Annotated in this window: 19 protein-coding genes; 10 read left to right on the top strand and 9 right to left on the bottom strand. The window is 32.0% G+C overall.

What is annotated here, in order from left to right:
- Position 1 precedes the first annotated feature (1 nt).
- The 5 genes from E0F76_RS10850 (at position 2) to murI (ending at position 6,115) form a co-directional block, all read left to right on the top strand.
- Positions 2 to 742, top strand: a complete 741-nt coding sequence (locus E0F76_RS10850; protein WP_132005523.1) for an isoprenyl transferase — start codon at positions 2 to 4, stop codon at positions 740 to 742.
- The gene (locus E0F76_RS10855) at positions 675 to 3,431 is read left to right on the top strand and encodes a BamA/OMP85 family outer membrane protein (protein WP_132005526.1); all 2,757 of its coding nucleotides are present in this window, start codon (positions 675 to 677) and stop codon (positions 3,429 to 3,431) included. The genes E0F76_RS10850 and E0F76_RS10855 overlap by 68 nt, the downstream gene beginning before the upstream one ends.
- A gap of 31 nt (positions 3,432 to 3,462) precedes the next feature.
- Positions 3,463 to 4,701, top strand: coding sequence for an OmpH family outer membrane protein (locus tag E0F76_RS10860; protein WP_132005528.1), 1,239 nt, complete (start codon positions 3,463 to 3,465; stop codon positions 4,699 to 4,701).
- A gap of 30 nt (positions 4,702 to 4,731) precedes the next feature.
- A complete protein-coding gene (locus E0F76_RS10865) occupies positions 4,732 to 5,232 on the top strand; it encodes an OmpH family outer membrane protein (RefSeq protein WP_132005531.1) in 501 nt (166 codons plus the stop codon).
- 106 nt (positions 5,233 to 5,338) lie between these two features.
- On the top strand, positions 5,339 to 6,115 hold the full coding sequence (murI, locus tag E0F76_RS10870; protein ID WP_132005534.1) for a glutamate racemase: 777 nt from the start codon (positions 5,339 to 5,341) through the stop codon (positions 6,113 to 6,115).
- A gap of 10 nt (positions 6,116 to 6,125) precedes the next feature.
- Here murI and E0F76_RS10875 read toward each other — a convergent pair whose 3' ends face one another.
- The gene (locus E0F76_RS10875) at positions 6,126 to 6,644 is read right to left on the bottom strand and encodes a gamma carbonic anhydrase family protein (protein WP_132005537.1); all 519 of its coding nucleotides are present in this window, start codon (positions 6,642 to 6,644) and stop codon (positions 6,126 to 6,128) included.
- Positions 6,645 to 6,668: 24 nt separating this feature from the next.
- Positions 6,669 to 7,667, bottom strand: a complete 999-nt coding sequence (locus E0F76_RS10880; RefSeq protein WP_132005540.1) for a PorP/SprF family type IX secretion system membrane protein — start codon at positions 7,665 to 7,667, stop codon at positions 6,669 to 6,671.
- Positions 7,668 to 7,826: 159 nt separating this feature from the next.
- Between E0F76_RS10880 and E0F76_RS10885 the strand changes: the two genes are divergently transcribed.
- The 5 genes from E0F76_RS10885 to E0F76_RS10905 all read left to right on the top strand — a co-directional run bounded on the left by E0F76_RS10885 (position 7,827) and on the right by E0F76_RS10905 (position 12,664).
- Positions 7,827 to 8,726, top strand: a complete 900-nt coding sequence (locus tag E0F76_RS10885; protein WP_132005543.1) for a NifU family protein — start codon at positions 7,827 to 7,829, stop codon at positions 8,724 to 8,726.
- A gap of 126 nt (positions 8,727 to 8,852) precedes the next feature.
- Complete coding sequence (locus E0F76_RS10890; RefSeq protein WP_132005546.1) at positions 8,853 to 9,053, top strand: dodecin family protein; 201 nt, start codon at positions 8,853 to 8,855, stop codon at positions 9,051 to 9,053.
- 93 nt (positions 9,054 to 9,146) lie between these two features.
- Positions 9,147 to 11,162: a thioredoxin domain-containing protein gene (locus E0F76_RS10895; RefSeq protein ID WP_132005549.1), complete on the top strand. Its 2,016-nt coding sequence runs from the start codon at positions 9,147 to 9,149 to the stop codon at positions 11,160 to 11,162.
- 49 nt (positions 11,163 to 11,211) lie between these two features.
- Positions 11,212 to 11,736 (top strand): YtxH domain-containing protein, encoded by a 525-nt coding sequence (locus E0F76_RS10900; RefSeq protein ID WP_132005552.1) that lies wholly within the window; start codon positions 11,212 to 11,214, stop codon positions 11,734 to 11,736.
- A 106-nt stretch (positions 11,737 to 11,842) separates the two neighbouring features.
- Positions 11,843 to 12,664: a mechanosensitive ion channel family protein gene (locus E0F76_RS10905; protein ID WP_132005555.1), complete on the top strand. Its 822-nt coding sequence runs from the start codon at positions 11,843 to 11,845 to the stop codon at positions 12,662 to 12,664.
- Positions 12,665 to 12,668: 4 nt separating this feature from the next.
- Here the strand turns inward: E0F76_RS10905 and tsaB are convergent, their stop codons facing one another.
- The 7 genes from tsaB to E0F76_RS10940 all read right to left on the bottom strand — a co-directional run bounded on the left by tsaB (position 12,669) and on the right by E0F76_RS10940 (position 20,509).
- Entirely contained in the window at positions 12,669 to 13,337 is a 669-nt protein-coding gene (tsaB, locus tag E0F76_RS10910) for a tRNA (adenosine(37)-N6)-threonylcarbamoyltransferase complex dimerization subunit type 1 TsaB (protein ID WP_132005557.1), read from the bottom strand.
- A gap of 64 nt (positions 13,338 to 13,401) precedes the next feature.
- Positions 13,402 to 14,685, bottom strand: a complete 1,284-nt coding sequence (locus E0F76_RS10915) for an efflux RND transporter periplasmic adaptor subunit (RefSeq protein WP_132005560.1) — start codon at positions 14,683 to 14,685, stop codon at positions 13,402 to 13,404.
- Positions 14,686 to 14,691: 6 nt separating this feature from the next.
- Entirely contained in the window at positions 14,692 to 16,062 is a 1,371-nt protein-coding gene (locus E0F76_RS10920) for a TolC family protein (protein WP_132005563.1), read from the bottom strand.
- 83 nt (positions 16,063 to 16,145) lie between these two features.
- Entirely contained in the window at positions 16,146 to 17,261 is a 1,116-nt protein-coding gene (locus E0F76_RS10925) for an efflux RND transporter periplasmic adaptor subunit (RefSeq protein WP_132005566.1), read from the bottom strand.
- A 41-nt stretch (positions 17,262 to 17,302) separates the two neighbouring features.
- Positions 17,303 to 18,568 carry an ABC transporter permease gene (locus E0F76_RS10930; RefSeq protein ID WP_132005569.1) on the bottom strand — a complete coding sequence of 422 codons (1,266 nt, stop codon included), beginning with the start codon at positions 18,566 to 18,568 and terminating at the stop codon, positions 17,303 to 17,305.
- A gap of 2 nt (positions 18,569 to 18,570) precedes the next feature.
- Positions 18,571 to 19,815: an ABC transporter permease gene (locus E0F76_RS10935; protein WP_132005572.1), complete on the bottom strand. Its 1,245-nt coding sequence runs from the start codon at positions 19,813 to 19,815 to the stop codon at positions 18,571 to 18,573.
- Entirely contained in the window at positions 19,808 to 20,509 is a 702-nt protein-coding gene (locus E0F76_RS10940) for an ABC transporter ATP-binding protein (protein WP_132005575.1), read from the bottom strand. Before E0F76_RS10940 ends, E0F76_RS10935 begins: the two co-directional genes overlap by 8 nt.
- Positions 20,510 to 20,566: the final 57 nt, after the last annotated feature.

Here is a 20,566-nt window from a genome sequence, read left to right on the forward strand (position 1 = left end):
AATGAATTTACTAGAAAAAATAGACCTAACTAATTTACCAAAGCACTTAGCCATTATTATGGATGGGAATGGTCGTTGGGCAAAACAAAAGGGGTTAATAAGAGCTTTAGGACATGACAGTGGTACAAAATCTGTAAAAAAAACCATCGAAAGCTGCGCTAAAATTGGCATTGAATACCTTACATTATATGCTTTTTCTACAGAAAATTGGAAACGACCAAAACTAGAAGTAGATGCTCTTATGAGAATTTTAATAAAATCCTTAAAGAAAGAGCTAAAAACACTTCAAGAAAACAACATCAAATTAAATGCTATTGGTAATTTAGAAAAACTACCAAAATCTGCTCAAAATGAGCTTTTTGATGTTATAAATAAAACAAAAAACAACACCCGAATGACACTAACTCTTGCGCTAAGTTATGGCTCTAGAGAAGAATTAGTAAGCGCAATTAGAATCATTAGTGATAAAGTTAAAAATAATATAATTTCAATAGACTCTATTGACGATTCAATAATAAATGAGCATCTTTACACGCGAAATTTACCTGAAGTAGATTTATTAATACGAACAAGTGGAGAACATAGAATAAGTAATTTTTTGTTATGGCAAATCGCATATGCAGAATTATACTTTACGGATATATTATGGCCCGACTTTAAAGAACAAGATTTATATGAGGCTATTATTAGTTATCAAAAAAGAGAACGTAGATTTGGAAAAACAAGTGAACAAATTAAATAATTTTTTAGTGTTACAAAAAAGCTTAAAAATAGCCCTTAGTTTTATTATTTTAGGGAGTTTTTCTCAAATTACAGCTCAAGAAAGAGTACCTTATAATCAAGGAAAAACATATATTCTTGCAAAAGTAAATGTTATTGGCAAAATAAGTTTTAATCCTCAAACCGTATCTACTTTTGCTGGTCTTGAAAAAGGTCAAGAAATTACAGTTCCTGGCGAGGAGATAAGCAACGCAATTAAAAAACTAGGTAAATTAGGTCTGTTTGATGAAATTTCATTTTATATAAATAAGATAGAAAATGACAGTATCTATCTCGACTTACAAGTTGATGAATTACCTAAATTAAATGAAGTTAAAATTGTAGGAGTTAGCAAAAGCAAAATTGAAGGATTAATAAAAGACAATAGCCTTACAAAGGGCAAAATTGTTAACGAAAATTTAATAACAACAACAAAACACTACATTGAAAATAAGTATAAAAAAGACGGTTACTTTAATACTAAAGTAAATATCAACACTGTTATTGACACTTCAGCTGCTAACCAAGTCAATATGATTGTTAAAATTGACAAAGGAGATAAAGTCAAAATAAAAAAAATAGAATTTATTGGCAACAAAGAAATTAGCGATCAAGCATTGCGTTCTGCAATGAAAGACACAAAACAAAAAAAGCTGCTGACTTTAAAAGCATCAAAATTTATAAAAGCAAAATACGAAACTGATTTAGAAAAAGTTATTTCTGCCTATAAAGAAAAAGGATATAGAGATGCCAGAATACTATCGGATACCGTTGCTTTTGATTCCAACCTGAATGCGATAAATATTAAAATTAAAGTTGAAGAAGGACATAAATATCGTTTTGGAAACATAAAATTCTTAGGAAACACTGTCTATTCAGACCAAGGACTTAAAGGAATGTTAGGTATCAATAAAGGAGATACTTATAATGGTGTTTTACTAGAAAAAAGAATTGCTGATAAATCAAAACCTGATGGAGATGATATTACCAATTTATATCAAAACAATGGATATTTATTTTCAACCATTAATGCAGTTGAAGTAAAAACTGCAAATGACTCTATCGATTTTGAAATTAGAATTACCGAAGGTCCAATCGCATATTTCAATAAAATAACAGTTACAGGAAATGACAAAACAAATGACCATGTTATTTACAGAGAATTAAGAACCAAACCTGGCGAAAAATACAATAAAGAATTATTGATTAGAACAATACGCGAAATAGGACAGCTAGGGTTTTTTGATCCAGAAACAATAGAGCCAAAATTTAAAAACGTCGATCCTTCAGCTGGAACAGTTGATATTGAATACCCATTGACGGAAAAGGGTGCAAGTCAGATAGAATTGCAAGGAGGTTATGGAGGCAGTGGTTTCATAGGAACTTTAGGCTTATCTTTTAACAATTTCTCAGCTAGAAATATATTTAATAAATCTGCATACAAACCTCTACCTATGGGAGATGGCCAAAAAGTTTCTTTACGTTTACAAGCAAGCTCTTACTATAGAACCTATAGCGCTTCATTTTCAGAGCCTTGGTTTGGCAAGGTTAAACCTGTAAACCTTACTACATCTATTTCTTACACAAGCCAATATTATAATAATTATCAAACCTATCAAGTAGATAAAAGCAAAAGTTTTAATATTCTAACACTTTCCATTGGAATAAATAAAAGACTTAGTATTCCAGATGATTACTTTGGATTATCACAGTCTATCAGTTACCAACATTATGACCTTCATAATTACAACACTGGATTATTTACATTTGGAAATGGTGCATCTCGAAATTTAGCTTATACAATTGGACTATCAAGAAGTAATAAAGGAGTAAATCCAATTTTTCCAACTTATGGAGCAGAGTTTAGCTTGATGGGTAAATTTACATTACCCTATTCCTTGTTTAATGGAATAGATTACGCAACTCTAGGTGAAAAAGAATCATACAAATATAAATATTCTGGAACATCTTATGTAGGTTCTAATGGTATTGTGGTAAACTCAGGAGATTATTTAGAAAAAATACCATCTTCTACAACTCCTAACCCAAATAGTGTGACAAATTTTAATAATGCTGTTGCCGATCCTGCAAAAGTGGACCAAAAGAAATACAATTGGTTAGAATATTACAAAATAAAATTTAAAGCGGATTGGTATACAAAAGTTTATGGTAAATTAGTACTCCGTTCTTTGGTAGAATATGGTTTTCTGGGTGCATACAATAAAGACAGAGGCGTAATTCCGTTTGAAAGATACTACATCGGTGGTGACGGAATGGCAAATTATTCAATGGATGGCAGGGAAACAATTGCCTTAAGAGGATATCCAAACAGTTCACTGACTCCAGTTAATTCAACCGGGGAATCAATTGGGGCAACAATATATAACAAATATTCGTTAGAATTGAGATACCCAATAACACTAAAATCATCCGCATCAATATATGCATTAACTTTTTTAGAAGCAGGTTCATCGTTTGATAAATTTAAAAATTACAATCCTTTTTCTTTAAATCGTTCTGCTGGACTTGGTTTAAGAGTATTTATGCCTGCATTTGGGTTATTAGGAATAGATTTTGGTTATGGTTTTGATGGATTACCACAGGGTAATGGAACATTAGGAACAAAAGCTAATGGTTGGGAAACGCATTTTATTATTGGACAACAATTTTAAAACAAATAAAATTTTCTAATACAATAAAGTTATGAGAAAACATATTTTATTAACAATTTTTGCACTGATTATCGCAAACACATTTCAGGCTCAAACCAGAGGCACAAAAATAGGTTATATTGACATGGAATACATTTTACAAAATGTACCTGATTATAAAGAAGCTCAAAACCAATTAGAACAAAAAGCCCAGAAATGGAAGCAAGAAATTGAAGTTAAAAAGAATGAAATAGAAAAGTTAAAAGAAGCTCTAAAAGCAGAAAAGGCTTTATTAACAAAAGGACTTATCGAAGAAAGATTATCCGAAATCACTTTTCTTGAAAATGAAATGTTAGATTTTCAACAAAAAAGATTTGGGCCTTACGGAGATTTAATGACCCAAAAGGCGGGTTTAACAAAACCTATTCAAGACCAAGTATTTACTGCCATACAAGATATTGCTGAAGCTAAAAAATATGATTTTATATTTGATAAAACTTCGGATTTAACGATATTGTTTGCTGCAAATAGATTCGACATAAGCGATCAGATTATCCGAGTATTAAACCGAGTTGAAAAAAGAGAACAACTGACAAAAAAACAACTCAAAGAGGAAGAAGCAAAAGAACAGAAACAAGATGCGATTGATGAGAACCCAGCTTTGGCAGGCAGGCAAAAAGCATTAGATGACAGAAAATTAGCTAGAGATAAAGCAATTGAAGATAGAATATTATTACAAGAAGAAAAGAAAAAAGCTGCCGCAGACAGAAGAGCACAAATCCTAGCTGATAGAGAAGCTAAAAAAACAGGAACATCTACAGCAGTTCAAAAAACCGCAACTCCTTCAAGTAATGAAACTGACAAAGAAGCAGCAAAATCAGCTGCTGCAGAAGCAAGACAAAATCAACTAGACGCAAGAGCTAAGGTACTGGAAGATAATAAAAAAGCATTAGAAGAAAGAAGAAATAAAATTCTTCAAGATAGAGAAGATGCAAAAAAAGCAAAAGAAGAACAATTAAAAACAACTTCTACAACCAATAAAAATATTGAACCAATAAAAACTGGCACGATTTCTGAAAGCAATAAAACAGAAGAAAAAACAATAGTCAAGGATACAATTATAGAAAATAGCAAAACTCCAACTGAAATTGCTAGAGAAGAACAAATTGAAAAAAGAGCTAAAATAATAGAAGACCGTAAAAAAGCATTAGAAGATAGAAGAAATAAAATTCTTCAAGATAGAGAAGATGCAAAAAAAGCCAGAGAAGAACAATTAAAAACAACAAAATAAAATACCAATAATTAATTAATATTTAAAACGATGAAACAAATCAAAACTTTACTAATTGCTGCAATACTTATTATAGGAGTCAGCCAATCTATTAATGCACAAGCAAAAACTGCTCATGTTGATGTAAACGACATTATGTCAAAATTGCCAGCTATGCTTGACGCTCAAAAGCAACTTGAAAAATTAAGTACAACTTATGATGCTGACTACAAAAAAATGGCAGAAGAATTTCAAACAAAATTAAAAAAATACGATGCTGAAGCTGCGACAGTAACTGAAGTTATAAATGCAGATCGTCAAAAAGAAGTTCAAGATATGCAAAAAAGAATCCAAGATTTTGGACAAAATGCACAAAAAGAATTACAACAAAAACAAGAAGACATCACAAAACCTATTTATGAAAAAGTAAGAGCTTCTATTCAAAAAGTAGGTAAAGCAAAGGGTTTTCAATATGTTCTTGATGGATCAACTCTTTTACTTGCTGATGGACCAAACTTGACAGCAGATGTGAAAAAAGATTTAGGTTTCTAAAATCCTTTCTTATACTAATAACCGCCCACCAAAATATTTGGATTGGGCGGTTTTTTTTTAATATAAGTTTTAGGAAATTTAATTTGTAGTACTTAACTTTGAATCTATGGATGACAATAGACCTATCGGAATTTTTGACTCAGGAATTGGGGGGACATCCATATGGGCTGCTATACATAAATTACTTCCTAACGAAAAAACCATCTATTTAGCTGACAGCAAAAATGCTCCTTACGGCCAAAAGTCAAAAGCTGAAATTATCACCCTTAGCATAAAAAACACTGATTTATTACTTACTATGAATTGTAAGTTAATTGTAGTTGCTTGCAACACTGCAACTACTAATGCGATTCAAGAATTACGATCTAAATACACGCTTCCATTTATAGGAATAGAACCTGCGATTAAGCCCGCAGCTACTAATTCAAAAACACAAAAAATAGGTATTTTAGCTACTAAAGGAACTTTGAACAGTGAACTTTTCAACAAAACTGCTGAGATGTTTCAAAATACAAAAATTATTGAGCAAGTTGGCTACGGTTTAGTTCAACTTATTGAAGAGGGCAAAATCAATTCACGAGAAATGAGTAAATTACTTCGCTCCTATCTCGCTCCAATGATAGAAGCAGATATTGACTATCTTGTATTAGGATGCAGTCATTATCCTTATTTAATTCCACAAATAAAAAAGATACTTCCTCCAAACATTCAAATTATTGATTCTGGAGAAGCTGTTGCTAGACAAACTTATGCAGTGTTAAAAGATAAAGTAGGATTTACAAATAGCCCCGAAAATGAAGCTGTATTTTATACAAACTCCAATACAAAAGTACTTTCTAATATACTTGAAAACAGGTATACAGTAATTGAAAAAGACTTCTAAAAAATTGGATTTACTCTTCAGTTTTGTACCAACCGGAATACATTACATAATTATTTGCAATACGTCCTATCTCGCCAGCAAAATCCGATTGATTAATGTCCTTAACTTTCTTAGCTGGAACTCCCGCATAAATACTGCCGGACTCCACTATAGTGTTTTGAGTTACTACAGCGCCAGCTGCAATAATTGAATTACTTTCTACAATACAATTATCCATAACAATTGCACCCATCCCTATTAATACATTATCGTGTATCACACAACCATGAACCATTGCATTATGCCCAATTGACACATTATTACCAATAATTGTAGGGTGTTTTAGATACGTACAATGAATAATGGCTCCGTCCTGTATATTTACTTTATTGCCAATAGTAATAACATTAACATCACCCCGAATTACTGCATTAAACCAAATACTACACAAATTACCAAAGGTAACATCACCAATAATTGTTGCGTTATCGGCTACATAACAATCCTCAGGTATAAAAGGTGTTTTTCCGTTTAAGGTTTTAATTAACATAGGTAAAAAGAATTAAATTTCGAACTAATTAATTGCCGGACAATTACATTCATACTTTTCTTTACTACAAAACAAATCGACTCCTAATGTGATTTGATGAAAACCACCTGAAGCAAAATTAACTGGGCCAGATAAATAGGAATAGGTATAAGCAAACATAAACTTACCATAATTCATACCAACAATTGGCGTAATGTATTGAAGTTTCTGAGAAGAAACTCCATTACCACTAAGATATTGAGCGCCATCAAAACTTCTACGATAGGACAAAACAGCCCAAAGTCTACCAAAATCAAAACTCTTATAAGCTTTCATATTCAGGTCAATCGCTTTTTCTTTAGTTTTATCAACATATTGAAATAAAATAGAAGGTTCCCATAATATCTTGTATTTATCTCCAAAAACATAACCTGAACTTAATAAAAATTTTCTTAAATTATCACTTTCATATTCGGTGTAAATTTTTCTTCTTGTTTCAATTGCATTTTTTACTGTTCCGTGAACATAAAAATCTAAAAAATTATAAGATGCACCTATATCAAGGTTGAAATAAGATGCTTTTTGAACAATCGTTCCATTTATAATTGGATCATAATCACCTGATTGCAAAAACGCAGTTTCATCTAAATTGCTTTGAATAAAATCAGCACTTATACCGAATGATAATTGATTTAAATCTATATTATCTCTTGAAAACATCAAATGATGAGCATAAGTTAGCTTCATTCCTGACTGAGAATGATATCCGTTTTTATCATTAAATAAAATAATACCAGCACCCGATTTTTCAGAAATTCTTCCATTAAAACTTGCCGTTTGCAATGCCGGCGCATCTTCTTGCCCAAACCATTGTTTACGAGAGGTAAGTCGTATTTTAGCACAATTTGCAGCCCCAGCCATTGATGGATGAATTAAGTAATAATTATCCGATAAATAATCAGAATATACAGCAATCCCTTCTTGAGAAAAAGAATATTGGCTTATTATGAAAAATGCTATTAAAAACTTAACTTTATGAATCATAAAAAAAAATTAGATTGAGATTACGTTCCATTGAATTTAACGTAAAAAAGAATGTTTTATTTAAAAATTACAATTTAAAGTTAAATTACTCTTTAAAAAATCAAATATAGGTAATAGTAGAAAATAACTTCGTTAAATTTGTAAAAAATTAAACCGACTATGTCTAAAATATCAATAAAAGAAACGCAAAACCCTACTATTTTAAAATTTGAATTTGAAGATTTCATTACTCAAAACGAAAGTTTCGAATTTAAAAATATTGATGAAGCCCAAAATTCACCTTTGGCACAGCAATTATTTTATTTGCCATTTGTAAAAACAGTTTATATCTCTGCAAATTTTATTGCCATTGAAAAATTTAGTATAGTAGAATGGGAAGATGTTCAAGATGCTGTGGTGGAACAAATAGAACAATTTGTTGCTAATGGTGGAATTATAATTAAACCATCAGAAAACAAAACAAAAAAACAGCCTGTAACCGTTTATGGCGAAACAACACCTAATCCTGCAGCATTAAAATTTGTGGTTAGCCGAATGTTGACAAAAAATGCAATCGAATTTAAAAATATCGATGAAACCGCCGCATCACCTTTAGCAAAAGAATTATTCAAATTTCCTTATGTAAAAGAAGTGTTTATGGATGAAAACTACATTTCAATTACTAAGTACGAAGTCAACAACTGGCAAGAAATCACATTAGAATTGAGAACATTTATAAAACAATATATTGAAAATGGCGGAACTGTTCTTGACGAAAACTCAATAGCTGACAGAATTCAACAAGAATCAATCAAAACAGAAAATTTCGACAAATTAGATGTTACATCACAACAAATCATCAATATTTTAGAAGAATATGTAAAACCAGCGGTTCAAGCAGATGGCGGAAATATTGCATTCAATTCTTATGACGAAGCAACTAAAACCGTTAATGTAACACTACAAGGCGCCTGTAGCGGCTGCCCATCATCTACTTTTACATTAAAAAGTGGAATTGAAAATATGTTAAAAAGCATGCTTAATGATGAAAGCATAATGGTTGAAGCTGTAAACGGCTAATTTCAAAGACCAGAAATAAGTCATAACTTTCTGAATATAAATGATTTATAAATTATTTTTTGATAATTTATTTTGAAAAGGCCGAAATATTAATTATCTTTAACTCTAATCATAAATCACAAAGATATGTCTGTATTAAAAGTAATCGAAATTCTTTCAAGTTCGTCAACTAGCTGGGAAGAGGCTACTCAGAAAGCAGTTGCTAAAGCTTCAAAATCGGTAAATAATATTCGTTCCGTTTATGTAAAAGAACAAACTGCAACAGTAAAAGAAGGTAAAGTAGTTGAATTTAGAGTCAATCTAAAATTAACATTTGAACTTGAATAATCAAATGCAATAAAACTATTTAAGCGTTTCATTTGAGACGCTTTTTTTTTGAATTTATTTATAGAAGCTTGTTGAACCAAAAACGAAATTCCTATGAATGAACTTTCGCAAGAATCCAGTCCTTATTTATTACAACACGCGAATAATCCTGTAAATTGGAAAGCATGGAATCCTACTTCATTGGTAGAAGCTCAACAAGAAAATAAACTCATCATTGTCAGCATAGGATATTCGGCTTGCCATTGGTGTCACGTTATGGAACATGAAAGCTTCGAAGATCAAGAAGTCGCTAATGTTATGAATTCTAATTTCATCAACATTAAAGTCGATCGAGAAGAAAGACCCGATGTTGATGCCGTTTATATGAAAGCAGTGCAAATAATGATTCGTAGAGGTGGTTGGCCCTTAAACATAGTCACACTCCCAGATGGAAGACCTGTTTGGGGCGGCACATATTTCAAGAAAGAAGACTGGATTCAATCGCTAAACCAATTGCAGGAATTATATCAAACTACGCCTGAAAAAGTGATTGAATACGCCGAAAAATTACATCAAGGAATTCAATCTATTAGTATAATTCAAAATACAAAAGTAGAAACAGTAATAAATCAAGAGGAAATTAGCCGATTAGTTGCAAATTGGAAAGAAGATTTTGATATGGATTTTGGAGGAATGGCACGTTCTCCGAAGTTTATGATGCCAAATAATTATCACTTTTTATTGCGATTTGCTTTCCAAAAAAAGGATATGACATTATTCGATTTTGTGAATCTAACCTTGACTCGAATGGCGTATGGAGGTATATTTGATACCGTTGATGGCGGGTTTTCACGATATTCAGTAGATAATAAATGGCATGTTCCCCATTTTGAAAAAATGCTGTATGACAATGGACAATTAGTTTCATTATATAGTGACGCCTATAAATTGACTGAAAATCCATTGTATAAGGAGGTCATCGAAAAAACACTTTCTTTTGTCGAAAGAGAATTAATGAATCCCGAAGGCGGCTTTTATTGTGCTCTAGACGCCGATAGTTTGAACAAAGAAAATCACTTAGAAGAAGGTGCTTTTTATGTCTGGACTATTCCCGAGTTGAAAACTATTATTGGAGCCGATTTCGAATTATTCAGCGAGGTTTTCAACATTAACACTTTTGGTTTATGGGAAGATGAAAATTATGTTTTGATTCAAAACAAAAGTCTAAATGACATTGCGATCAAAAATAACTACACTGTTTCTGATCTAAAAAACAAAAAGAAACTGTGGGAAAAAGCACTTCGCATCGAAAGAGAAAAACGATCAAAACCAAGATTGGATGATAAAAGTTTAACCTCCTGGAACGCACTAATGCTAAAAGGATATGTTGACGCTTACAAAGCTTTGGAAAACCCAACTTATTTAGAATTAGCTACTAAAAATGCCCAATTTATCATAACTAATTTATGGTCGATTGAAGGCTATTTATGGCACAATTACAAAAACAAAAAAAGTACCATCAACGGATATTTAGAAGATTACAGCCTTTTAATTGCAGCACTTATTTCATTATACGAAGTGACTTTTGATGAAAAATGGCTTATTAATGCCAAACAATTAATGGATTATAGTTTTGAGCATTTTTATGATAAGGATTCAGGTTATTTTACTTTTACTTCCAATTTGGATGAAGCTTTGATAGCTCCTCATTTTGAAACAGAAGACAATGTAATTCCAGCATCAAATTCAGTTATGGCAAAAAACTTGTTTCATTTAAGTATTTATTTCGAGAATTCGCATTATGAAAAAACAAGTCAACAAATGCTTCAAAACATTTTACCTAATATTTCCTATCCATCAGCTTATTCCAATTGGATGGATTTGGCTTTGAGTTTTTCAGAAGAAAATAAAGAATTGGCTATTTGTGGAAATTTAGCATTGGATTATTCTAAGCAACTAAATAAACTATATTTTCCAAACATTGTTCTGGCTGGAACGAAAAAAGAATCTAACCTTCCCTTTTTAAAAAATCGTTTTAAAGAAACTGAAACCCTTTTTTATCTTTGTGAAAACAAAGCCTGTTTGGCTCCAGTTACTGATTTTCAGCAAATTATTAAAAACTTGCAATAGAATAAAAGAAATGTTTACTATTGTATAAAAATTTTAAAATTAAAGAAACATGGGAGTAACATCATTTTTTAAAAATATTTTTGGTTCTGCTAAAGAAAAAGTAAGTGAGCTTGCAGACTTATCCGAAAATGCATTAGATCAAGCTAAAGAAGTTGCATCACCAATTATAGAGAAAGCAGGCGATGCAATTGAGAATGCAGTAGATTCTGCAAAAGAAGTTGTCACGCCAATACTTCAAAAAGCAGGAGAAATGACAAATCAAGCTAAAACATCAGCTACTGAATTTACTGATAAAGCTGGAGAGACTTTAGAACATGCTTTAGAAAAAGCAAAAACTACAGTAAGTGAGTATTCTGAAAAAATAGGAAATACCATTGGTGATATTGTAGAACAAACAAAAATAGCCGTAACTCCAATTCTAGAAAAAGCAGAAGAATTAGCAAATCAAGCAAAAAATAATGCAAGTGAATTTTTAGAAAAAGCAGGAGAACTTGCTAAAAGTTCAATTGAAAGTGTAAAGGAAAAAGAAACAAAATTGAAGGGTGATTCAGAAACCACTAAAACTCTTGAATAATTAACAAAAGAAGAAACAGGATATTTATTTTTATAAAATAATTTTATTGGTATCTTTGCCACTTCAACCTATCCCTCTCATTTGAGAGGGATTTTTATTAGACAAAATGAATCTCAACACCAATAATGTTAGCAGTTATGCTGATACTTTTATCAAAACATTAGTAGATTATTCGCCAAAAATAATTTCAGCATTCATAATTCTATTCTTGGGACTTTATGCCATCAGGCTTATCAATAGAATCATTAGAAAAATAATGGTAAAGCGAGAATTAGACCCAACTTTGACTAATTTTTTAGCTGATATTTTACTTTGGGTTTTAAGAGTACTATTGTTCGTGTCTTTTATAGATAAACTAGGAATAGGAACCTCTTCTTTTGTCGCTATCTTAGGGGCAATGGGACTTGCAGTAGGATTATCACTACAAGGTTCTCTATCTAATTTTGCTGGTGGAATGTTAATTATTGTTTTCAAACCGTTCAAAGTAGGTGATACTATCGAGGCTCAAGGTACTGTTGGAACAGTTAGTGAAATTCAAATATTTGTTACTAAATTAATTAATTCTAACAATCAAACCATTTTTATTCCAAATGGTTCCTTGTCTAATGGTACAATCACCAACTATTCAATGCAAGGATCTCGAAGAGCAGATTTGACAATTGCTATATCTTATGACACCAATATCAAAAAAGCAAAAGAAATCATTTTTGAAGTTTTAAATAACAACCCAAAAATTCTAGAAACACCCGCAGCTACGGTTATTGTAAAGAATTTAAGCGAAAGCTCTATTGAATTAGCCGTTAGGCCTTGGGCAAAAATTGAAGATTTCTGGAATGTTTACTCTGACACATTAGAAAACTGTAAATCAGCATTTGATGTCGCAGGAATTGAAATACAACCTTTTGTAAAAGAATCTTCTAAGAAATAAACAACTACTTCTTAGAAACAGTCATCATAAAATCTTTCAAATAATACGGCTCAAAATAGGCGACATCTACGTTGTCGTTTTTTTTATATTTTCCAAAACTTAGCAAACTCATTTCATTAGCCGAAGGATATTTGATTCTTTCCAAAAAAATAAAATTTTCTTTATTTAAAACAGGTTTGCATTTCTCAGCACAATCACCCACAAAATAAAGTGTTTCATTCAATTTTTCAAAGGAATTTTCAGTGATTATTTCGGCTTGAACTTCTCTGATTTTTTCAAAATTAGGAGTGAAAATTGCACTATACACTTCCATTCTTCGGGCATCAAGCATAGGAATAATCAATCCACAAGAAATAGTCGCTTGAGAAGCCAACACTTGCAGTGTGTCAACTGCAATCAATGGAATATTCAAAGCAAAACACAATCCTTTAGCCGCAGAAACACCAATACGCAATCCCGTATAAGAACCTGGACCTTGACTCACAGCAATTGCCGATAAATCTTGAAAAGTGATTCCAGCTTCTATTATGATTTCTTCGATAAAAACGTGCAGTCGTTCCGCGTGAGAATAACCTTCTTCGGCAATTTCTTTGCAAATTATTGTTTTTCCTTCTTGTGCCAAAGCGACAGAACAATTCTTAGTAGCAGTTTCAATGTTTAATATGTAAGACAAAATGAGTTTAAGGTTTAAGGTTTAAGTTTCTCTCGAATCTTTCTACCTGATTACTGATCACTGATTACTTTTTAACTTCCTTTTCTATGGTCACTATGTCACCCGAATTTAAATCCTTAGAAACGGTGGCATAGGGTCCTGTAATGACAACATCTCCTTTTTTAAGTCCTGTAAGTACTTCGATATTGGCATCATCCTGAATACCTGTTTTGATGATTCGGATTTTAGCTTTATTACCTACTTTCACAAAAACACATTCCAATTTTTTATCGCTTTTTGGAACTGTGTTTTTATCGTCTATATCTTCAATTTTATACCCCTTAACAGCCGTTGTGTCTGATTTTATCACAACTGAACTGATTGGTACAGCCAAAACATTAGTTCTGGTTTTTGTATTAATATCAACTGTAGCAGTCATTCCTGGTCTAAAAGGAGAATAAGATACAGGTTTACCATCTAACAAAGCTTGATAAGATTCTTTTAAAATTCTAATTTTAACTTTAAAATTGGTTACTTGATCAGCAGTCAATGCAGAACTAGCAGAATTAGAAATACTGGTAACAACCCCTTTAAACTGTTTTTTCAAATAAGCATCCACTTCAACTTTTGCTTCATCACCTACTTTTATTTTCACAATGTCATTTTCGTTTACATCGACTTCCACTTCCATATTATTCAAATTGGCAACACGCAGAATTTCGGTACCAGCCATTTGTTGCGTTCCTAAAACACGTTCCCCCAATTCCACATTAAGTACAGAAATAGTTCCATCAGCAGGTGCATAAATAGTAGTTCTGCCCAAATTATCTCTAGCTTCATTTACAGTTGCCGAAGCACTTTGAACATTAAAATAGGCTGATTGTTTCGTTGCTTTTGCTACTTCAAAAGTAGCTATAGTTTTATCCCAATCAGACTTAGAAATAATTCCTTTATCGAACAAGGTTTTGTTTCTATCATAATTTGCTTTGGATTCTTTAAACGATGCCTCAGCTTGAGTTAATCCAGATTTTGTTCCAGATAAATTAGCAACCGATCTGTTTAATCCCGAAGTATATAAATCTGGATTTATTTTAACTAATAAATCTCCTTTCCTGACTACTTGCCCTTCTTTTATAGGTAAAGCAATAATTTCTCCGGAAACCATTGATGCTATTTTAACCTCAATTTCGGGTTGAATTTTCCCAGTTGCAGAAACTGTTTCTAAAATGGTCATAGTATTAACATTGGCAATTTCTACAGATTTACCATTGTCTTTATTTCCAATAACTCCTTTTTTTGATAGTATTATTAATATAGCAATTATAACTATAGCACCGCTAATTAATAAATAAATGGATTTTTTTGACATTTTAATTTAGTTTTTAAGGATTGGAATTCCAAAATAGAATTCTAGTATTTTTATTTTGAAAATGTAATCGTATTTTGATCTCAAAACATCTGATTGAGCATTCGAAAGTAATGTTTGAGATTGATTAAAATCGAAAGAGTTCATCATTCCCACTGCATATTTTTCTTTGGCATAATTATAAGCTTCTTGTCTTGCTTCTAGAGCCACGAGTGAGGATTCATAGGCATTCAAACCTCCTTTAGCATCCGTAAAAGCGGTGTAAACATTTCTTTGCAAATCCAATTCTTGTTGTTCTACCACAATTTTTGACTTTTCTAAATTTACTTTGGAACGCTCCACATTATTTTTTGCTGAAAATCCATTAAAAATAGGAATGGATAATTGCGCACCAAAAGACTGCCCTTTATTATTGCCAAATTGTTCGAAAAAAGGAGCTGGACTTTTTGTTCCAATTAATTTACCTGACGCATCAAAATCAGGAACATCAGCATAAGAAACTCTAGAATTAAAATTATAAAAACCTCTCAAATTGGGTTGAAAACCTCCTTTGGCGATAGCAACATTCTTCTCGGCAATTTCTAAATTGGTTTGGGCAATTTTCAGAACTGTTCTAGTTTCTTTTGCTTTATCATAAATAATCAAAGGTGTTTGTGACAAAATGTTGTTTTCGTCTTTGGCAGTAGTTTCATCAGTTATTTCAAAATTTTCAAAATCCTTAAGTTGCAACAATTGAGTTAAACTTAATTTAGAAATTAACAAAGCATTTTCAGCAGTGATAACCTTTTGATTGTCTAAAGCCACAGTTGCTTTTATGTCTAATAAATCGCCACGAGGAACAGAACCGGCTTTTACTAATTCTTCAGAACGCGACAATTGTTTTTCATTGATGGCTTTTTGATCCAATTGAACTTTTAAATTCTCCTTATTAAACAGTACTTGCAAGAAAGCGTTCGCAACATTAAGCGCAATATCTTCTTGCATTTTTAATAATTGATATTTTGCAGCTACTAACGATAGATTTGCTTTTCTAAGCGTATTTTGGTTTTGCAATCCTTTATAGATATCCACACTAACATTTGCACCGGCCGAAGTAAACTGTGTGGTTTGATTTCGTAAAAGCCCTGTTGTAATATCCTGATTTAAACCAATATTCCAAGAATGAGAGGCATTAGCATTTAGTGAAGGTAGAAAACTCCCAAAAGCTCCTTTTCTATCAATGGCTGCAGTTTCTGAATCTAATTGAGTTTGTTTGATTGTAATATTATTATCAACAGCATATCTAACACATTCTTCTAAAGTCCATTTTTTTGTTTGTGCTTTAAGTGACAAACCAATTAGCAAAATAAAAACGAGACTGATACAACTATTCTTTTTCATATTATTTGAATAAAAACGTAGTGATAAACACAACGCAAATTTAACACTTTTTTTAAGATTGAAATTCGTTTTAAACTACAATCTTAAGGTTTTTTCTCCTCTGTTTTCAGGCCTTGGTTCCAAACTTTGATTTTATCAGAAGATTTTACTCCACTTATAATTTCTACATAAATTCCATCACTTACTCCTAGAACAATATCTTTTCTCACGAATTTCTGAGCCGATGTTTCGACCTCTACATAAGGTTTTTGAGTTTTGGAATCAAATTGTATCAATGATTCTTTTACCGATAAAACTTCATCTGCTTTTTCTAAAATAATGGAGGCATTGGCACTTAATCCTGCTCTTATAAAAGTGTCATCTCTATTAGTTAATTTGGCTTTAATTTCAAACTGGATAGCGCCGTTTTCTGTCTTGCCTTTTGGTGCAATATCCGTTAAAACACCATCAAATTTTTTGTTTTCAATGGCTCCAACTGTAATTTCGATTGGTAATTTTTCTTTTATTTTACCCACTTCGGATTCATCTATTTTTCCAATAAATATCATTTGACCAACATCAGCAACACTCGCAATGGTTGTTCCTTCGTTGAAATTATTACTTTCAATCACTTGATTTCCTACTTTTACAGGCACTTCAAGCACCATTCCGTTCACTGTTGAACGTATTAAAGTATTGGCATAATTCCCTAGACTTGAACTTGTACCTGTTTTTACAATCTCATAACTTTGTTTGGATGCAGCATAATTTTGCTTGGCTTGTTTATACGCTAATTGTGTAGCATCGAAATCATTGGCAGAAATCACTCCTTTATCGAATAACGTTTTTTGTCTTTGGAATAATTTTTCTTGATTATCTAAAGCGATTTTTGTAGTTTGAACCTGATTTTGTGTATTGCTCAAATTCGAAATATTGGCAACTACTTTTATTTTAGCAATTAAATCTCCTGCTTTTATATTTTCCCCTGCTTTTATATAAACTGCTTCAATTATACCCGAAATATTGGGTTTAATAAGTACTTCTTCATCTGGAACAATGTTTCCAGTAGCGATGGTACTCTTGATAATTGTTTTAATTTCTGCTTTTTCTGTTTGAAAAACTATTGGAGATTCTTGGTTTTTAGCATACAAATAATACAAAGCCCCAAAAAAGGTCAATGCAATTAATATTAAAATTGTTACTGTAATTCCTTTTTTCATAGTAATAATTATTTTATTCGATTTATATTTTGATTGATCTTTTATTCTGTTCTTAACGCATCAACTGGTTTTACATTTATAGCGGTTTGAGCTGGAATAAAACCGGCTAATAAACCCGAACCTACTAATATAATTAACGCAAAGAAAACTACTGATAAATCGACACTTGGATTGGCAAACATCGTCCCTTCGCTAGGCATTGAGTCTAAAATTTTGTTGACGAGTATCAAAACTCCCGTAGCAGTTCCAATTCCTAGCATTCCCGCTGATATCGTTAAAAAGATAGCTTCTAATAAAATTTGAGAACGAATTGCAGCTGGCGTTGCTCCCAATGCTCTTCGAATTCCGATTTCTTTGGTACGCTCTTTTACCACGATGAGCATTATATTTGAAATCCCAATTACACCCGAAAGCAATACCAATGTTCCTACAAAATAGGCTATAAATTTTAAAATAGTAAAGAGTCCCAATATTTTACTGAATTCTGCATACAAGTCAAAATTTCCTATAGCTCGTTCATCAGCAGGACTAATTATGTGTCTCTCTTTTACATATTCAAGAATTTTTGGTTTTAAATCGGTTATAGAGGCATTATCTTTTGCCGTAATAGCCATCCAACCTACTCTATCACCATAATTGAAAGATTGCTGAAAAGTAGTAAAGGGCATAAAGATATTCTTTTGAGCCTCTTCTGCATTGCCGTTATTATTTGATTTCGAATTATAAACACCAACCACCAAAAAATTTACACCGTTGACTTTAATGTAAGTTCCAATAACTTCCTCCCCTTTATTATATAATTCGGCAACTACACTTTTACCAATAACTGCAATTTTCCGTTTCAATTCAATATCTTGATAATTAACAAATCGTCCTTTAATTATTTCCATGGACTCTTGTTTAACATATTCTGGATAATCACCATATACATTATAGGCAGCTGTTTTTGTCCCTCTAACTACGTTGTTTACTCCATTATGACCTCCTAATTGGTTTCTTGGCGAAACATACAATAGATCTGGAAATTTATGCTTCAAAGCTGGAACATCATCATTATTAAAATTAAAAGGACGATTTTTAGGCAATCCTTTATAGGCTTTAGAAGTAGCTTGTGTCCACATAAACATGGTATTTGTTGCTATTCCTGAGAATCCTTTTTTCACACCGTTTTCCAATCCATTCCCTGCAGCGAGCAATATTACCAATATAAAGATTCCCCAAAAAACACCAAAGGCAGTTAATATCGTCCGAAACGTATTTGCCGTCAATGCTTCTAAAATCTCATTCCATTTATCTCTATCAAACATAATTATTCGTCTCTTAATGCTACAATAGGTTTAATTTTTGCTGCTCTATAAGCAGGGAAAAATCCGGCCAAAGCTCCTGAAAAAATTAATAATATCATTGTTGTTATTGCGGTACCAAAATCTACTTCAGGATTCAAAAAATAATCGCTTTTTATGTTTGGCCCTACTAATTCTAAAAGCATTAAACTAGATAACAGTCCAATAAACCCCGCAATTGTGGTTATAAAAATAGATTCATGCAAAATCATTCCAACTATTGATAAAGGTGATGCTCCCAATGCTTTTCGAATTCCAATTTCTTTGGTTCGTTCTTTTACAATGATCAACATAATATTACTTACCCCAACTACACCGGCGATTATGGTGCATATACCCACCCACCAAAAAAACAATCGGATATATAAATTCAAATCATAAAACTTCTTGACATTTTCAATTGTACTATTAATTCCTATTGCGCTAGTATCATCAGGAGCAATCGTATTTTTACTTTTTAACATTTGACCCATTTGAGTGGTGAATTTCACAGATTCGGCTAATGCTTCTTGATAAGTGTCCGTTTTCTTCAAAATAAAAGACATATCACTAATTTTATCACCATCCCCAAAAACTTTTTGCACTGTAGTTCTAGGCAAATAAACTCTAGTTTCCTCTCGTTCTCCACCTGGATCAGTAAAAACGCCTACGACTTGAAAACTAACATTACTAATTGCTATCTGTTCGCCTATAGCATTACGATCTTTGAATAAATCCTGTTTTAGTTTCAGACCAATAACTCCTACTTTTGTATTATTTATTAAATCATTACTATTGATAAATCTACCATCAATGATACTCAATTTTTCAATGGTTTGATGATCTGGTGAAACACCCTGACAAGCATAGGTTCCGGTTTCCTTTCCGTAGACTATATTTCCATTCCAAATATTAAATTTTGCGCTTTTTTTGTCTATTTGATCTTCAAATTTCTGCGTTGACAGTTCAAAATCATTATTACGAAGTTGTATCCGTCGTCCAGGATTCATCCCTTTATATTCTTTTGTTGTCGTTCCTGCCCAAAACCATATAACTCCTTCTGCATCATTGGCGAACTGTGCCGAAATTCCATTTTGAAGTCCTTTTCCAACTCCAAGAAGGATAACTAAAATAAAAATACCAGAAGCCACAGAAATTCCCGTGAGGACGGTCCTCAACTTATTTTTGGCAATAGCCTCAAATATTTCCTGCCAGCGTTCTATATTAAACATAAGATGATGCTCTCACTTGTTCTATTAATTTATCGTCTATTATAACTCCATCTTTTAGAACCACATTTCTTTTGCACATTGCGGCAATATCCGGTTCGTGGGTTACAATCAAAATCGTTTTTCCTTCATCATTTATCCCTTGAATCAATTCCATTACTTCATAGGATGTTACCGTATCCAAAGCTCCTGTTGGCTCATCGGCCAAAAGCACTTTAGGGTTTGATGCCATCGCTCTAGCAATCGCAACACGTTGTTTTTGACCACCCGAAAGTTCATTAGGCAAATGATGTGAATGAGAGGACAATCCCACTTTTTCAAGATAACTCATCGCTATTTCGTTTCTTTCTTTTCTTTTTATTCCTTGATAATATAATGGCAATGCAACATTATCTAAAGCAGATTTATAATTAATCAAATTGAAAGATTGGAATACAAATCCTAAAAATTGATTTCTATATTTTGAAGCAATGGTTTCATTTAAATTTTTTATGGGAATAGAATCGAGATTATAATATCCAGAATCTGCTTCATCAAGAATTCCTAATATGTTGAGCAATGTAGATTTACCAGAACCAGACGAACCCATAATAGCAACTAACTCTCCTTCTTTGATATTGAAGTTAATTCCTTTGAGCACGTGTAATTCAGAATTTCCCATTTTATAGGATTTATGTAAGTCTTTAATCTCAATCATATCTATTTGAATTTAAACACAATATTACTTATTTTGAAAAGAAAATTGTATTAAGAA

This window comes from Flavobacterium cellulosilyticum, from assembly GCF_004349355.1.
Classification (GTDB): Bacteria; Bacteroidota; Bacteroidia; order Flavobacteriales; family Flavobacteriaceae; genus Flavobacterium; species Flavobacterium cellulosilyticum.

What these genes read in the sequence shown, in the direction of transcription:
- E0F76_RS10925 (WP_132005566.1), bottom strand. Translation starts at nt 17,261, where the DNA reads ATGAAAAAAGGAATTACAGTAACAATTTTAATATTAATTGCATTGACC.
- E0F76_RS10855 (WP_132005526.1), top strand. Translation starts at nt 675, where the DNA reads ATGAGGCTATTATTAGTTATCAAAAAAGAGAACGTAGATTTGGAAAAA.
- E0F76_RS10920 (WP_132005563.1), bottom strand. Translation starts at nt 16,062, where the DNA reads ATGAAAAAGAATAGTTGTATCAGTCTCGTTTTTATTTTGCTAATTGGT.
- E0F76_RS10915 (WP_132005560.1), bottom strand. Translation starts at nt 14,685, where the DNA reads ATGTCAAAAAAATCCATTTATTTATTAATTAGCGGTGCTATAGTTATA.
- murI (WP_132005534.1), top strand. Translation starts at nt 5,339, where the DNA reads ATGGATGACAATAGACCTATCGGAATTTTTGACTCAGGAATTGGGGGG.
- E0F76_RS10865 (WP_132005531.1), top strand. Translation starts at nt 4,732, where the DNA reads ATGAAACAAATCAAAACTTTACTAATTGCTGCAATACTTATTATAGGA.
- E0F76_RS10890 (WP_132005546.1), top strand. Translation starts at nt 8,853, where the DNA reads ATGTCTGTATTAAAAGTAATCGAAATTCTTTCAAGTTCGTCAACTAGC.
- E0F76_RS10895 (WP_132005549.1), top strand. Translation starts at nt 9,147, where the DNA reads ATGAATGAACTTTCGCAAGAATCCAGTCCTTATTTATTACAACACGCG.
- E0F76_RS10880 (WP_132005540.1), bottom strand. Translation starts at nt 7,667, where the DNA reads ATGATTCATAAAGTTAAGTTTTTAATAGCATTTTTCATAATAAGCCAA.
- E0F76_RS10875 (WP_132005537.1), bottom strand. Translation starts at nt 6,644, where the DNA reads ATGTTAATTAAAACCTTAAACGGAAAAACACCTTTTATACCTGAGGAT.
- E0F76_RS10900 (WP_132005552.1), top strand. Translation starts at nt 11,212, where the DNA reads ATGGGAGTAACATCATTTTTTAAAAATATTTTTGGTTCTGCTAAAGAA.
- E0F76_RS10905 (WP_132005555.1), top strand. Translation starts at nt 11,843, where the DNA reads ATGAATCTCAACACCAATAATGTTAGCAGTTATGCTGATACTTTTATC.
- E0F76_RS10885 (WP_132005543.1), top strand. Translation starts at nt 7,827, where the DNA reads ATGTCTAAAATATCAATAAAAGAAACGCAAAACCCTACTATTTTAAAA.
- E0F76_RS10850 (WP_132005523.1), top strand. Translation starts at nt 2, where the DNA reads ATGAATTTACTAGAAAAAATAGACCTAACTAATTTACCAAAGCACTTA.
- E0F76_RS10940 (WP_132005575.1), bottom strand. Translation starts at nt 20,509, where the DNA reads ATGATTGAGATTAAAGACTTACATAAATCCTATAAAATGGGAAATTCT.
- E0F76_RS10935 (WP_132005572.1), bottom strand. Translation starts at nt 19,815, where the DNA reads ATGTTTAATATAGAACGCTGGCAGGAAATATTTGAGGCTATTGCCAAA.
- E0F76_RS10860 (WP_132005528.1), top strand. Translation starts at nt 3,463, where the DNA reads ATGAGAAAACATATTTTATTAACAATTTTTGCACTGATTATCGCAAAC.
- E0F76_RS10930 (WP_132005569.1), bottom strand. Translation starts at nt 18,568, where the DNA reads ATGTTTGATAGAGATAAATGGAATGAGATTTTAGAAGCATTGACGGCA.